The organism is Pseudomonas sp. NFACC39-1, assembly GCF_900110355.1.
Classification (GTDB): domain Bacteria; phylum Pseudomonadota; class Gammaproteobacteria; order Pseudomonadales; family Pseudomonadaceae; genus Aquipseudomonas; species Aquipseudomonas tehranensis.
Genome location: NZ_FODL01000009.1, coordinates 197,740 through 211,227 on the forward strand (window position 1 = coordinate 197,740; position 13,488 = coordinate 211,227).

Consider the following 13,488-nt stretch of genomic DNA (forward strand, 5'->3'; position numbering starts at 1 on the left):
AAACCGTAGGAGGAAAGGGGGGGCCAAATCGCCATTTCAGAAACTCCCTACAGCACGTCGGGGAAATGTTGATTCATCGGCGGTGATTTTTTGGTCGATCAGCCGGTTTAGGCCGTATAAACTTGCGCCACAGCGCCGGCCAGCAGATGTCTCGGCGCGACAGACAAGAGAGTGAGTAATGGGCGCACAGTGGAAGGTTAAACACAAAGAAGCGGCTGCCAACGCCAAGGGCAAGATCTTCGGCAAGCTGGTGAAGGAAATCACCATTGCCGCGCGCAACGGCGCTGACACTGCCACCAATGCGCATCTGCGACTGGTGGTCGAGCAGGCGAAAAAGGCCTCGATGCCCCGCGAGACCCTGGAGCGCGCGATCAAGAAAGGCTCCGGCCAGCTCGGCGAAACCGTGCAATACCATCGTGTGACCTACGAAGGCTTCGCACCGCATCAGGTGCCGCTGATCGTCGAATGCGTGACCGATAACATCAACCGCACCGTCGCCGAGATTCGCGTTGCGTTTCGCAAGGGCCAATTGGGTGCCTCGGGTTCGGTTGCGTGGGACTTCAACCATGTCGGTATGATCGAGGCCTCTCCGGACAGCCCGGACGCCGATCCGGAAATGGCCGCTATCGAAGCCGGTGCCCAGGATTTCGAACCGGGCGAAGACGGCGCGACGCTGTTCCTCACGGATCCCTCCGACCTCGATGCGGTGCAGAAGGCGCTGCCGGAGCAAGGTTTCACCGTACTGTCCGCCAAGCTCGGCTACCAGCCGAAAAACCCGGTCAGCGGCCTGACGGACGAGCAGATGGCCGAAGTCGAGGCGTTCCTTGAGGGCCTGGACAATCACGACGACGTGCAGGACATGTTTGTCGGGTTGGCCGGTTAAGCATCACAAGACCTTGTGGCGAGGGAGCTTGCTCCCGCTCGGCGGCGAAGCCGTCGTGAACCGGGCGATGCGGTTTTACTGATAGACCGTGGTGCCTGTTTAGGGCTGCTGTGCAGCCCAGCGGGAGCAAGCTCCCTCGCCACAGTCGCGCAGTAAGCCTTCAATCTCCTCAAACCCCGGCCGCCCCAGCACTTGCGGCTGACAGCAGCGCGCCTGCAGCTCCTGCAACGTTGCCAGTCCCTCAGCACTGAGCCCCGGTTCGATCCGCGCCAGCAACTCCCCCAATAGAATCCCGAACGCCCGCACTTCGATGCGTTGTAACGCACGGGTTTGCACCGTGTCGGCAGTGGCGTGGAAAGACGCCGCGCCAAAGTCGCCCAACAGGCAGTCGCCCTGGTCATTGCACAGAATATTGTGCCCGTACAAATCGCCGTGGGTGATGCCCTGGCGATGCAGGTGCGCCGCCACCGAGGCGATGCCCAGGGCGATGCGCAACGCCACGGGAGCGCTTAGATGCAGTGCGTCGGCATACACGTCGCGGGTGCAGGACGCCAGGCTCGGCAGCCCCGCCAGGTTGCGGTAGCTGGGCTCGATCAGCTCCATCACCAGCCCGGCCTGTTGCTCGGGGTGTCCGTTGATCTGGCCCAGCACGTCGATCAGGTTCGGATGACGACCTGCGGTAATGCAGGCGTGCATTTCATGCAAGGGTGAACCGTCGCTGGTCATCTGGCCTTTGTACAGCTTGAGCGCGACGTTCCGCGCTAGCTGGCCCGGGGGCTGCCACAGCGCCTGATGAATCACCCCCGAAGCGCCTTCGCCTAATTGTTGGTGCACGTAAAGTTGCGACCAGTCGATGGCCGTCGTCCCAGCCAGGATGTTGGCATTGGCCTGGGTTTCCAGCGGGTTGCCGGCATAGGCCAGCCAGCTCAGGCTTGGCAATTCCAGCAACCATTGCGGCAGTTCGGTCAATTGGTTGGCGGCGATGCGCAGCAGTTCAAGACGATGGCACTGCCCCAGGCTCGTGGGCAACTGCTGCAACCGGTTGCCGGCGAGCATGAGCTTTTGCAAGAACGGGCGTTGGCCGAGCTCTTGCGGTAGCTGACTGATGCGGTTGTCCGTTAGGATCAGCCAGCGCAATAGTGGCGGCAGGGCAGCGCCGGGCACACGTTCGATGCAGTTGGCCTTGAAACCGACCATGGTCAATGCCGCGCAGCGGCCCAGGCATTCGGGCAATTTAATGAAGTGGTTGTCCGAGCAGAACAACACCCGCAGGTGGGTCAGCCGATGCAGATCATCGGGCAGCGCAGTCAACTGGTTGCCGCTGAGATTGAGGACTTCGAGCGAGTCGGCCAGGTCGAAGATTTCCCGGGGGAACTGCGTCAGGCCGCAGGACAGATCCAGCCGTTTGATGCCCGATAGCTGGCCGGCGCGCAGTTGAGCGAGGGTGTGCATGAGAGGTTCGCTGCTGATCAAGGGGCGGGCGTAGCGCCCGAGGCCAGACAGTTAACCAATAATCAGCCCAACACAAAACCCTTTGGCGAGGGATTTATCTGTGGGAGCAAGGCTTGCCCGCGATGCAGGCACCTCGCTTTCTCGCAGACCGCGTTGCTTTCATCGCGGGCAAGCCTTGCTCCCACAAACGTGTCTAGCGTTCGACGCTGCGGTTCCAGCGCGCGTTCCAGGCCGGGCGTTGCTCGTTGACCTGGTCCCAATCCACCGCAATGGCCGTTTCCAGGTACTGCTTCATCGCCTCTACCTGGCCGCGGGTTTTGTCAGTGGTGGGTGTGGTGGGGTTGGACGGGATCTGGTCGCCTTCTTCCAGGGCAATGGCCTGGGCTTGGGGCGTGAGCAGGAAGGCGGCGAGCTTTTGCGCCAGTTCAGGCTGGGTGTTCTGGGCAATGGCGCACTCAGCGACGTTAAGCACCACCGCGCCTTCCTTGGGTTGCGCGTACTCGACCGGCATACCCTTGAGTTTGAGCGCGGTCACTTGGGTAGGCGTCAACGGGAATAGCGCGGCTTCGTCGGTTTGCAGCATTTCGGAGATCTTCGCGGAGCTCGGGATATATTCCAGCACGTTGCGTCCGACGGTGTTTGGCCAGGCCTTGAAGCCCGGTTCGACGTCGGCTTCGCTGCCGCCCTGGATCCGGTTGAACATCAGGAAACCGTGCAGGCCGAAGGTCGAGGAAGCCAGGGACTGGAATACCAGTTTGTCCTTGAAGCGCGGATCGGCCATGTCCATCCAGGAGGTGGGCGCGCTCCAGCCATTTTCCTTGAACAACCGTGTGTTGTAGGCCAGTCCCGTGACACCGAGGCTGACGGCCACGGCTTGATCCTTGATGCGGCCCTTGGTCGGAATCTGCGCCAGGGGCGGGCTGTCTTCGAGCTTGTCGCACAGCCCCATGGCGATGGCGCGGTACATGATGCCGTCATCGAGGAACATCACGTGCATTTGCGGGTTGCCTTTACTGGCCTGGACTTTCGCCAGGATGTCGGCGGAGGTGCCGGGCACGATCACCACTTTGACGTTGTTGGCTTTTTCGAAGGCCGGCAAGACTTTGTCGGCATAAAGCCGCTCCATGGTCCCACCGTTCATGCCCAGATAAAGCGTCGTCTCGGCCAGCGCCTGGCTGACCGGGAGCAGGGCGCCCAGGCAGGAGAAACCCAACGAGCAGAAACCGAACAATGCACTGCGTTTGACGTTATTCATTGGCGCGACCTTCCTCTATCAAGCAACGGAGATGGAGTGAAACCGGGTGATTGAAAACGCATCCAGCGACGTTTTTGACGCGCCGCAGCAGATGATTTCGGTGAGCGCCTGGCCCACCGCGGGACCGATCTGAAAACCTGCGCCGGCAAAGCCGAACGCATGCAACAGGCCGGGTTGGGTGCTGCTGTGGCCGATCACCGGTTGGCGATCGGGCAGGTAACCTTCGGTGCCGCTCCAGGTGCGAATCGCCTGGGCACCCTCCAAAAAAGGGTAGAGCTCGACGGCTTGGCGCAGGATGTCGATCACTGCGTTCTGGCCGGGTCGGGCGCGGGCATCGTCCAGGGCGAAACCCTGGCCGCCCCCCAGTACGCAATTGCCACGGGCGACCTGACGGGCGTAGATACCGCCGCCCTCCACGCCGGTGCTGGCATTCATCACCAAAGGTAAAGGCTCAGTGACCAGCATCGCTGGATGTCCGGCGTGCATGGGCACCGCTTCGCCGAATTGCCCGGCAAAATGACTCGCCCAGGCGCCCGCGCAGTTCAGCAGCCAGGGAGCCTGAAGCACCAGCCCCGTTTCGGTACGCACACCAAAGCGCTGGCCGTCATGTTCCACATGACTGACTGCGCATTGTTCCAAGACCTGTGCGCCATGCCTGCGGGCCGCTTGGGCAAATGCCGGGGACACCAGTCGCGGGTTGGCGTGGCCGTCGTCCGGGCAGAGGGATGCTCCGACTGCAACTGCACCGACCCATGGGAAGCGGGCGCGCAACTGGTCACGGTCCAGCAGTTGCAGATCAAGGCCGAAGCCCTGGCTGTTGGCGGCATAGTCGTGCAGGGCCCGCAAGTCGTCGGGGCTGCGGGCCAATTTCAAGTGACCGCTGCGCTGGTACTCCCCGTCGATGCCGATCAACTGCGGCAACTGGCTCCAGATTTCATGGGCCCGTTGCGACAGCGGCAGTTGTGACAACGGTCGACCCTGGCGCCGCACGCCGCCGTAGTTCACGCCGCTGGAGTGCGAACCGCAGAAGTCTCGCTCCAGCAATGCCACCCGGCGTCCGGCTTTGCTCAGGAACAGCGCGGCCGAGGCCCCGACGATACCGCCGCCAATGATCACGACGTCCACTTCGATCAAGGCTCGATCTCCAGGCCAAAGGGGAGGGGTTTGACCGGTGCCTGTGCCCGCATCCGGCCGATTTCGCCGACCGGACGCCCGCTCTCGCTGGCAATGATTTCCGCCGCTGCCGCGCCGCACATTCTGCCTTGGCAACGCCCCATGCCGACCCGGCAATGGGCCTTGACCCGGTTGATTTCCCAATGGCCTTCGCCCACTACCTGGCGGATCTCGCCGGCGCTGACCTCTTCGCAGCGGCAGATCATCAGGTCGTCAGCGGCGTGGGCGGCCCAATCCGTGGGAAAGACAAAGGCGCGCTCCAAGCCCTGTCGGAAACGGCCGATGCGCTCCAGGGATTGTTCCAGTTGGGCGCAACGCTGCGGGTCGACGAGGTAGCCGAGGTCTTCGAGCAAGGCCAGGGCTGCACGTTCGCCGGCTATCTCCGCAGCGTCGGCACCCTTGATTCCAGCGCCGTCGCCTGCCAGGTAGACCCCTGGCACGCTGCTGCGACCGGCAGGGTCGCGCTGTGGCAGCCAGCCACGGTTCAGGTGACTCCAGGAAAATTCGCAGCCCAGCAGGTCAGCCAGTTGGGTTTCGCTGCGCAAGCCATGGGCGAAGGCCACCGCGTCGCAATTGAGGGCTTGCTCGCCTTTGGCGTTGCGCCATTTCAGGGACTGGACGCGCCTTTCTCCGTCGATACGCGACAGGCTTGCACCTTGATGCACAGCAATGCCGTGGCTGGTCAGCCAGGCGCGATAGTAGAGCCCCTTGGCCAGTGTGACCGGTTGAGCCAGCAGGCCGGGCAGGGCGCGGGCCTGGGCGCTCAAGGGCGAGCTATCGAGTACCGCGAGCACCTTGGCGCCGGCTCTGGCGTATTGATAAGCCACCAGATAAAGCAACGGGCCGCTGCCGGCGAACACCACCCGTTCGCCGATGGCACAACCCTGGAACTTCAGGGCGATCTGCGCCGCGCCCAGGCTGTACACACCTGGCAGGGTCCATCCCGGAGCGGGAAGGATTCGGTCAGTGGCGCCCGTTGCGACGATCACGCTGGCGTACTCCACGCGCGCGACACGGCCCTCATGCAAAGTATCCAGCAGGCCGGCCTCGGCGTTCCACACCAGTGTATCGGGGCGGTAATCGAGCTGTTCGCGCAGGTCATCGAAGGTTTGGTGCAGGGCGCTGGCTTTGTGCGCCTCAAAGCCATACAGCTTGGCCGGCGAGCGTTTGAAATTGGCCGGTTGTCGCCGATAGATCTGTCCGCCACCGCGTGCGGCTTCGTCCAGAAGAATGGGGTATACGCCGTGGGCGACCAGAGTCTGGGCGGCGCGGATACCCGCCGGGCCGGCCCCGATGATGGCTACCGGTTTCATAGCCACCTCGCAGGCGATGCGGTGGGATTGATGGTGCTATCGCCGGCGTCATCGCGAGCAGGCTCGCTCCCACAGGGGCGCGATGGTGATGCTTGCTGCACATCCCTTGTGGGAGCGAGCCTGCTCGCGATGAGGCCATCCCAGCCGGCAATGTTCATAGCTGACGCCCCGGTTCACGGATGACTTGCTGGCCGGCTTCAAGTAGTGTCGAGCAGGCGCGCACGCGGCGGCCGTCGCCCAGGCGGACCCAGCAATCCTGGCAGGCGCCCATCAGGCAGAAACCGGCCCGGGGCTCGGCGCTGAAGTCGCTGCCGCGCAAATGGTCGCTGCAGGTCAGCACAGCGGTGAGCAGCGTATCGCCCAGCAGACCGATGGCCGGTTTGCCGTCGAGGGTAAAGTCCAGTGCCGGGCGGTCGCCCTCGGCCAGTCGTGTCAGCAGAGCCATGGCGCCCTCATTGTTTGCCCACCAGAACCCGATCCAGGCCATAGACCCGGTCGAGCAGAATCATGGTCAGCGCCGTAAGCGCGATGACCAGCGCCGAAACCGCCGCCATCATCGGGTCGATGGATTCGGTGGCGTAGACATACATGCGCACCGGCAGGGTTTGCGTGGCCGGTGACGTGACGAAGATCGACAAGGTGACCTCGTCGAAACTGTTGATGAACGCCAGCAACCAACCCCCGGCTACCCCGGGCAGAATCATCGGCAAGGTGATTTGCCGAAACAGTGTGAAGCGCCCGGCCCCTAGCGATTGCGCGGCCTGCTCGGCGCTGCGGTCCAGACCGATGGCCGAGGCCAGCACCAGACGCAGCACATACGGAGTAATCACCAGCACGTGGGCGAAGATCAGCCAGGTGAAGCTGCCGTTCACGCCCATCAGCGCAAACAGCCGCAGCAACGCCACACCCAGCACCAGGTGCGGAATGATGATCGGCGACAGGAACAGAGCATTGAAAAAATCCCGGCCAGGGAATTCGAGCCGAGTGATCGCCAGCGCTGCCGGCACCGCGATCAGCGTCGCCAACGACGCCGCGCTGAACGCCAGGATCAGGCTGTTGTAGAACGCATCGATAAAGTCGGCGCGTTCGAACACCGCACGGAACCAGCGCAGGGAAAACGCCGTGGTGGGCAGGCTCAGGGTGTTTTCCGGGGTGAAGGCAACCAGACACACCACCACCAGCGGCGCCATCATGAACACCACCACCAGGGCATGAAACAACAGGGCGAATGGACCGTTCCTGGACATGACGAGTTACCCCAATGACTTCTTGTAGCGGCCTTCGATCATCCGGTTCCACGACAGCATGATCAGCAGGTTGAGCAGCAGCAACGCGACGGCAATCGCCGCGCCCATCGGCCAGTTCAGCTCCGACAGGTACTGGTCGTAGATCAGCGTGGCGACCATTTTCAGGCGGCGCCCGCCGAGCAGGCCGGGAATGGCGAAGGAGCTGGCGGCGAGGCCGAACACGATGAGGGTGCCGGACAATACGCCGGGCATGATCTGCGGCAGCACGACCTTGCGCATCACTGTGAACTGGCTGGCGCCCAGGGACAGCGCGGCCTGTTCGGCGGCTGGGTCAAGTTTTTGCAGCGAGGTCCAGACCGGGATGATCATGAACGGCAGCATCACATGCACCAGGGCGATGACCACGGCAAACGGCGTATAGAGCAGCTTCATCGGTGAACCACCGAAGGCTTGCAACGTCTGGTTGACCAGCCCGTCGGCACCCAGCAGCAGACTCCAGCCGAAGGCCCGCACCACCACCGAAATCAGCAGCGGCGTGAGAATCAGAATGAGGAAAATCGAGCGCCAAGGCGCGCCCATGCGGCTGAGGATATAGGCCTCGGGCACACCGATCAGCACGCACAAAATAGTGGTGAGTGCGCTGATCCAGAATGTGCGCAAAAAGATCTCGTAATAGTACGGGTCGCTCAGCAGGCTCGCGTAGTGGTCGAGGGTGTAGGCGTGCGCGTCGATGCCGGTGCCGTAGTCGAAGACGTTGAACGACAGCACCAACGTCAGCCCCAAGGGAATGACCAGCAGGCCCAGGTACCAGGCCAGGGCGGGGGCTGACATCAGGTAGCCTTGCCTTCCCCGGCGCATTGCATCGATCAGTTTCATGCCGGCACCTCGTCCACGCTCAGCACCCGCAGCAGCGCCGGATCCCAGTCAAGACCCACCGCCGTGCCTTCGGTCAGCGGCGCGCAGCCGTCGTTGCGGCGCACCACGCTGAGTTCGCCCAGGTTGGTCGAAACACCGTACAGCCATTGGCTGCCGAGAAAGAAGCGGCTGACGATGACGCCTTGCAACCGACCCGAGCCGGCTTGGCACAGATCGATTTTCTCTGGACGCAGGCTCAAGACCAGTGGGCCGTGGCCCTGGCGGCAAGCTTGAACGTTGCCCTGGCTGTCGCGCTCGCCGGGCAGCAGGTTGGCTTTGCCGACGAAGCCCGAAATGAATTCGGTGCGCGGGTGTTCGTAGAGGGTGTACGGCGCGTCGATCTGAGTGATTCGCCCGGCCTGCATCACCACGACCCGGTCACTGATGGACAGTGCTTCGGATTGGTCGTGGGTCACCATCAATGTAGTGATGCCGACTTCTCGCTGAATGCGGCGGATTTCGTACTGCATCTCCTCGCGCAGGTTGGCGTCGAGATTGGACAGCGGTTCGTCGAGCAGCAGCACTGGCGGCTCGATCACCAGCGCCCGGGCCAGTGCCACACGCTGGCGCTGGCCGCCCGAGAGTTCCCGCGGGTAGCGCTCGGCGTGCTGGTCCAGACGCACCAGTTTGAGCACCCGATTCACCCGTTGTTGCAGCTCGGCGCCGGGCACTTTTCGCATGCGCAGGCCGAAAGCGACGTTGTCCTTGACGGTCATGTGGGGGAACAGCGCGTAGCTTTGGAACACGACGCCCAGGCCCCGACTGGCGGGCTTGGCGTGGGTGATATCGCGACCGTCAAGCAGGATGCGCCCACTGCTGACTTCGACGAAGCCGGCGATCATTTGCAAGGTGGTGGTTTTGCCGCAGCCTGAGGGGCCCAGCAGCGAGACGAATTCGCCTTTTTCCACCGAGAGATGGGTGTCCACCACGGCATCGATGTCGCCGTAGCGTTTGCCAAGTCCTTCAAGTTGCACAAAAGCCATGATTGCGCTCCACCTGAGATTGTTATGCGTCGCCACAAGGCGCGCTTTTTTGTATGGGCAGATACGAAAAGATGCTGCGGGGTGCGTTGGCGCTCGGCGTTAAGTCGGCTGCCGCTGTTGTTCGAATCGCCCCTGTATGGACGCAGAGTAGGACGAAGAATAGGATGGGCTCAATGGACTATTTCACTGAAGCGACGACTATTTTCAGTTTCCTTCGGTGAGTAAATTAGCTACCGAGAAATCTAATGTCAGATTCCATTGATCGGAATAACGAAAAAAATGAAGTTGGGGTCGGCGCGGTCTCCCGACTGTTTGCCGTGTTGCGCAGCCTGGGGGAAACCATCGAGGGCGGGGAGCGGGTTACGCAATTGGCTCAGCGCATCGGCCTGTCTCAACCCACCACGCACCGCATGCTGCGCAGTCTGATGGACGAAGGCATGGTCGAGCAGGACGCGCGCAGCAAACGCTATCGCCTGAGCCTGGACTTTTTTGCCTTGGCCGCGCGCGCCGGGAATACCGGCAACCTGCGTGAGCTGACGCGGCCCGCCATGCTACGGCTGTCGGCGTCCCTGGGCGATTCGTTATTTCTGCTGGCGCGCAGTGGTTTCGATGCGATCTGCCTGGACCGCAGCGAAGGTCCTTTCCCGATCCGCACATTCACCGGCGACATCGGCGGTCGCGTGGCGTTGGGCGTGGGGCAGGGCAGCCTGGCGATCCTGGCGTTCCTGCCGGAAGAAGAGCGCGACACGGTGATCCAGTACAACCTGCCACGGCTCAAGGATTTTCATTTGTACGATGAAGTCTTCCTGCGCACGGAAGTGGAGAGCGTACGCGCGCTGGGCTACGCCGGACGCAATACTGGCGTGTTGCAAGGCATGGCCGGGGTGGCCGTGCCGATCCTGGACCGGGAGGGCCGCGCCGTGGCGGCGTTGAGCGTGGCGACCGTGAGTGATCGACTGGGGCCCGACCGCCTGCCGACCGTGGTGGAGATGCTCAAGCGCGAGGCGGCGCTGATCGGACCGCGAATCAACCCGTTCGACCCGCTGCTGCGCAGACCTTCGCAGGTGTTTGGGCAGGGTTAAATTTCACGACATCTCCAGCCCCTGTGGGAGCGGGCTTGCTCGCGAAGGCGCTGGCACATTCAACATCAATGTCGTTTGACACACCGCCTTCGCGAGCAAGCCCGCTCCCACAGGGGATCTGCGGTGCTCAGAAATTCAGGGTCTGCTTGAGCTTTTGCGCCGCTGGCGTATCACTGGGTATGACCATCGCATAGTTGTATCCCGGCCCGGACCAATACTCGGCTTGCAACTCGCCGTCACGACGGCTGCCGCGCGGTAGCAGGAAGTTTTTCGGGCCCGGAGGACGCACATAGAAGCTGATCTTCTGGCCGCTCGGGTCCTGATAAACCACCATCGCCGCCGCCCCTTGCTCGGTGCTCAGCAATCGCCCGCTGACCGGCTTGAATCCTGCCCCTGACAGATCTGGCAGGCGGTCGGCCCGGGTGAAGTAACGGTCGAGCCAGCCTTGCATGGTGCTCTCGTCGCTGCCTTGATAATCGGCCGGCAGGATGCCTTGTTGGGCAAACAGTCGATACGCCTGCAAGGCGTCGGTCATCGGCAGCATAGCGCTGACGAGCGTCATCTCCCGGGCCTTCCAGCCGCTCAAACCGCCGACACTGACGGCCAGCAGCAACACTGCCGCGCTGGCCAGATGACGATGGAACCGATGTTTCAGGCGTTGGCGGATCGCTATTGGGTCGAGGTCCGGATTGGGCGCGTGTTGCAGGCCTGCGTTCAGGGCCGCGCGCAAGTGTTGTGCGTCCTGTTGCCAGGCCTGGACTCGGGCGGCGACTTCCGGGTGATGGGCCAGGTAGTTTTCCATCAGACGCTGGTCGGCTTCGCTCAGTTGATGATCGACGAAGGCGTGCAGGTCGTTGTCGCTGGGGGGCATGCTGATCATTTGAGTATCCGCAGGGCAGGGCGGGTGATTTCGCCGTCGCTGAGTTGGCGCAGGGCCTGGCGGGCGCGGGATATGCGTGACATTACGGTGCCGGTCGGTACGTCGAGGATGTCGGCCACTTGCTGGTAGCTCAAGCCTTCCACTGACACCCACAGCAATAGCGCGCGTTGTTCGGTCGACAGTTGATCGAACGCCTCGAGGGACGTTTGGGCGATCACGCTGCGCTCGGCCGAAGGGTGAGCGTCGTCGCGGCCGGTAAAAAATTCCAGCATGCGGGCATAGCGCCGGGAACGACGATGGCTATCGAGAAACTGTCGATAAAGAATCGAAAACAGCCAGGCCCGAAGATCGCCGTCGGCCCGCTTGTCGTTCCATTTTGACAATGCCCGCTCCAGGCATGCTTGCACCAGGTCGTCAGCGTTGCTGGGGTTGCGCGTCAACGACACGGCAAACCGCCGTAGTCGGGGAATGAGCGTGCGCAACTGTTCGTCGAGTTCGTTCATGGCTGTGCTTCTTTGGCAGTCACTGCGCCGGGAGTGGAAAGACGACTCGCGCACGAGATTATTCCAGCCTGGAAAAAATAAATACGAAGCGTGGGAATAAAACCCTCAGGCTTTCGTCTGACGGGTCCTTTGTAGAAATGGCCTTGGGCCTTGGAGCTTCGTCATGGTTGACCCTTCCTCTGAACCGAGCCGGCCGCCGTTAGGTGCCACCAGCCTGGCGCTGCGCCTGACCGGCATCGCCGTGATTGTCGCCGCGTTGGCCGGGACATTTGCCTACGTCAATGGAACCCTTGACCCACAACGCCTGACGCCGAATGCGTTGGTCAATGTGCTGGAAAAGAACAACGGCGTGCACCCCGGCTTTCGTCGTAATCACTCCAAAGGGGTTTGCGTTGCGGGCTATTTCCAAAGCAGCGGTGAAGCTCGCCCCTATTCCAGTGCCCAAGTCTTCATGGAGCCGCGCACGCCGGTCGTCGGGCGCTTTGCCTTGCCCAGCGGCAACCCCTACGCGCCGGACAACAGCGTGCCGATCCGCAGTCTGGCGCTGCGCTTCACCCAGGCCAACGGGCAGCAGTGGCGTACCGGCATGAACAGCATGCCGGTGTTTCCGGTGGGCACGCCCGAAGCGTTCTATCAGTTGCAACAGGCCCAATCGCCGGATCCGGCCACGGGTAAACCCAACCCTGCGGCCGTACCCGCCTTCTTTGCCGCGCACCCGGAAGCCAAACCGTTCCTGCAATGGATCAAGACCGCGAAGCCATCGGCCAGCTATGCCACCGAAACCTACAACGGCATCAATGCGTTCTATCTGGTCAATCCTGCGGGACAGCGCCAGGCGGTGCGGTGGGGCGTAGTGCCAGTGGCCGTGGATGGCACGCAAGTGACGCCACCCCAGGGCGCCGACTTTCTGGAACAGGATCTGGTGAAGCGCCTGGCTGCGGGGCCGTTGCGCTGGCAGCTGAATATCACTTTGGCCAATCCGGGCGATCCGGTGAATGACGCCAGCAAAGCCTGGCCCGAAGATCGAAAGGTGCTCAACGCCGGTACGCTGGTGCTGGAGCGCACTCAGTCGCAGGACGACGGCGAATGCCGCGACATCAACTATGACCCGCTGATTTTGCCCAACGGCATCGAAGGTTCAGAAGACCCGCTTTTGGCGGCGCGCTCTGCCGCGTATGCCAGCTCGTACTTGCGGCGCACCAGCGAAGTCAGTCAATTGCCCGCCAACCAGGAGTCCCGCCCATGAGCACCCCTCGACACTTCGCACCGCTGGCGCGACTGCTGCACTGGTTGATGGCATTGATGGTCATTGCCATGCTCTTTATCGGCGCGGGCATGGTGGCCTCGGTGTCCGAGCGCCATGAATGGCTGCTTCAGTTGCACAAGCCCTTGGGCATCGCGATTTTGCTGCTGGTGATCGTGCGCCTGGTGGTGCGCTTTACGACGCGCCAACCGCCCTTGCCGGCCGATCTGCCAGGCTGGCAGGCGTTGGCGGCCAAGGCCTCCCATGCTCTGCTGTATGCCTTGATGTTGATTTTGCCATTGTTGGGCTGGGGCATGATTTCAGCGGCGGGAGACCCGGTGATGCTCAGTAGCTCCCTGCAATTGCCTTCCATCGTACCGGCGGATGCCCAGACTTTCGCACTGTTGCGCAAGGCTCACGGCTACCTGGCTTATCTATTGTTCCTGACCGTGCTGGTGCATCTGGCGGCGGCACTGTTTCATGGTTGGGTGCGTCGGGATGAGGTGTTGGACAGTATGTTGCGTGGCAAAGGCTGATGATTGTGGGAGCAAAGCTCCCA

The 13,488-nt window shown here is 62.5% G+C and carries 14 protein-coding genes; 4 read left to right on the forward strand and 10 right to left on the reverse strand.

Annotated elements, in window-relative coordinates; genetic code table 11:
- The first annotated feature begins 178 nt into the window (after positions 1-178).
- Positions 179-883 carry a YebC/PmpR family DNA-binding transcriptional regulator gene (locus BMY45_RS20110; protein ID WP_092400591.1) on the forward strand — a complete coding sequence of 235 codons (705 nt, stop codon included), beginning with the start codon at positions 179-181 and terminating at the stop codon, positions 881-883.
- Positions 884-982: 99 nt separating this feature from the next.
- Here the strand turns inward: BMY45_RS20110 and BMY45_RS20115 are convergent, their stop codons facing one another.
- The 8 genes from BMY45_RS20115 to BMY45_RS20150 form a co-directional block, all read right to left on the reverse strand.
- Positions 983-2,335 carry a leucine-rich repeat-containing protein kinase family protein gene (locus BMY45_RS20115; RefSeq protein WP_092400593.1) on the reverse strand — a complete coding sequence of 451 codons (1,353 nt, stop codon included), beginning with the start codon at positions 2,333-2,335 and terminating at the stop codon, positions 983-985.
- 193 nt (positions 2,336-2,528) lie between these two features.
- Positions 2,529-3,590, reverse strand: a complete 1,062-nt coding sequence (locus BMY45_RS20120) for an ABC transporter substrate-binding protein (protein WP_092400595.1) — start codon at positions 3,588-3,590, stop codon at positions 2,529-2,531.
- 18 nt (positions 3,591-3,608) lie between these two features.
- Entirely contained in the window at positions 3,609-4,724 is a 1,116-nt protein-coding gene (locus BMY45_RS20125; protein WP_092400597.1) for an NAD(P)/FAD-dependent oxidoreductase, read from the reverse strand.
- Positions 4,721-6,076, reverse strand: coding sequence for an FAD/NAD(P)-dependent oxidoreductase (locus BMY45_RS20130; protein ID WP_092400599.1), 1,356 nt, complete (start codon positions 6,074-6,076; stop codon positions 4,721-4,723). Before BMY45_RS20130 ends, BMY45_RS20125 begins: the two co-directional genes overlap by 4 nt.
- 154 nt (positions 6,077-6,230) lie before the next feature.
- The gene (locus BMY45_RS20135; protein ID WP_092400601.1) at positions 6,231-6,521 is read right to left on the reverse strand and encodes a (2Fe-2S)-binding protein; all 291 of its coding nucleotides are present in this window, start codon (positions 6,519-6,521) and stop codon (positions 6,231-6,233) included.
- A gap of 7 nt (positions 6,522-6,528) precedes the next feature.
- The gene (locus tag BMY45_RS20140) at positions 6,529-7,323 is read right to left on the reverse strand and encodes an ABC transporter permease (RefSeq protein ID WP_092400603.1); all 795 of its coding nucleotides are present in this window, start codon (positions 7,321-7,323) and stop codon (positions 6,529-6,531) included.
- A gap of 6 nt (positions 7,324-7,329) precedes the next feature.
- Entirely contained in the window at positions 7,330-8,199 is an 870-nt protein-coding gene (locus tag BMY45_RS20145; RefSeq protein ID WP_092400605.1) for an ABC transporter permease, read from the reverse strand.
- Entirely contained in the window at positions 8,196-9,221 is a 1,026-nt protein-coding gene (locus BMY45_RS20150; protein WP_092400607.1) for an ABC transporter ATP-binding protein, read from the reverse strand. The genes BMY45_RS20145 and BMY45_RS20150 overlap by 4 nt, the downstream gene beginning before the upstream one ends.
- A gap of 245 nt (positions 9,222-9,466) precedes the next feature.
- On the opposite strand from BMY45_RS20150, the gene BMY45_RS20155 reads away from it, so the two are divergent.
- Positions 9,467-10,303, forward strand: coding sequence for an IclR family transcriptional regulator (locus BMY45_RS20155; protein WP_092400609.1), 837 nt, complete (start codon positions 9,467-9,469; stop codon positions 10,301-10,303).
- Between the two features lie 127 nt (positions 10,304-10,430).
- Here the strand turns inward: BMY45_RS20155 and BMY45_RS20160 are convergent, their stop codons facing one another.
- Together BMY45_RS20160 and BMY45_RS20165 are read right to left on the reverse strand one after the other, a co-directional pair.
- Positions 10,431-11,183: an anti-sigma factor family protein gene (locus BMY45_RS20160; RefSeq protein ID WP_092400611.1), complete on the reverse strand. Its 753-nt coding sequence runs from the start codon at positions 11,181-11,183 to the stop codon at positions 10,431-10,433.
- On the reverse strand, positions 11,180-11,686 hold the full coding sequence (locus BMY45_RS20165) for a sigma-70 family RNA polymerase sigma factor (RefSeq protein ID WP_092400613.1): 507 nt from the start codon (positions 11,684-11,686) through the stop codon (positions 11,180-11,182). Before BMY45_RS20165 ends, BMY45_RS20160 begins: the two co-directional genes overlap by 4 nt.
- A 163-nt stretch (positions 11,687-11,849) precedes the next feature.
- On the opposite strand from BMY45_RS20165, the gene BMY45_RS20170 reads away from it, so the two are divergent.
- Positions 11,850-12,932, forward strand: coding sequence for a catalase family peroxidase (locus BMY45_RS20170; protein WP_092400615.1), 1,083 nt, complete (start codon positions 11,850-11,852; stop codon positions 12,930-12,932).
- On the forward strand, positions 12,929-13,465 hold the full coding sequence (locus BMY45_RS20175) for a cytochrome b (RefSeq protein ID WP_092400617.1): 537 nt from the start codon (positions 12,929-12,931) through the stop codon (positions 13,463-13,465). The genes BMY45_RS20170 and BMY45_RS20175 overlap by 4 nt, the downstream gene beginning before the upstream one ends.
- Positions 13,466-13,488: the final 23 nt, after the last annotated feature.

Bases quoted from the DNA above. Each gene is read 5' to 3' on its own strand.
- BMY45_RS20110 (WP_092400591.1), top strand. From the start codon at position 179: ATGGGCGCACAGTGGAAGGTTAAACACAAAGAAGCGGCTGCCAACGCC.
- BMY45_RS20115 (WP_092400593.1), bottom strand. From the start codon at position 2,335: ATGCACACCCTCGCTCAACTGCGCGCCGGCCAGCTATCGGGCATCAAA.
- BMY45_RS20120 (WP_092400595.1), bottom strand. From the start codon at position 3,590: ATGAATAACGTCAAACGCAGTGCATTGTTCGGTTTCTGCTCGTTGGGT.
- BMY45_RS20130 (WP_092400599.1), bottom strand. From the start codon at position 6,076: ATGAAACCGGTAGCCATCATCGGGGCCGGCCCGGCGGGTATCCGCGCC.
- BMY45_RS20135 (WP_092400601.1), bottom strand. From the start codon at position 6,521: ATGGCTCTGCTGACACGACTGGCCGAGGGCGACCGCCCGGCACTGGAC.
- BMY45_RS20140 (WP_092400603.1), bottom strand. From the start codon at position 7,323: ATGTCCAGGAACGGTCCATTCGCCCTGTTGTTTCATGCCCTGGTGGTG.
- BMY45_RS20145 (WP_092400605.1), bottom strand. From the start codon at position 8,199: ATGAAACTGATCGATGCAATGCGCCGGGGAAGGCAAGGCTACCTGATG.
- BMY45_RS20150 (WP_092400607.1), bottom strand. From the start codon at position 9,221: ATGGCTTTTGTGCAACTTGAAGGACTTGGCAAACGCTACGGCGACATC.
- BMY45_RS20155 (WP_092400609.1), top strand. From the start codon at position 9,467: ATGTCAGATTCCATTGATCGGAATAACGAAAAAAATGAAGTTGGGGTC.
- BMY45_RS20160 (WP_092400611.1), bottom strand. From the start codon at position 11,183: ATGATCAGCATGCCCCCCAGCGACAACGACCTGCACGCCTTCGTCGAT.
- BMY45_RS20165 (WP_092400613.1), bottom strand. From the start codon at position 11,686: ATGAACGAACTCGACGAACAGTTGCGCACGCTCATTCCCCGACTACGG.
- BMY45_RS20170 (WP_092400615.1), top strand. From the start codon at position 11,850: ATGGTTGACCCTTCCTCTGAACCGAGCCGGCCGCCGTTAGGTGCCACC.
- BMY45_RS20175 (WP_092400617.1), top strand. From the start codon at position 12,929: ATGAGCACCCCTCGACACTTCGCACCGCTGGCGCGACTGCTGCACTGG.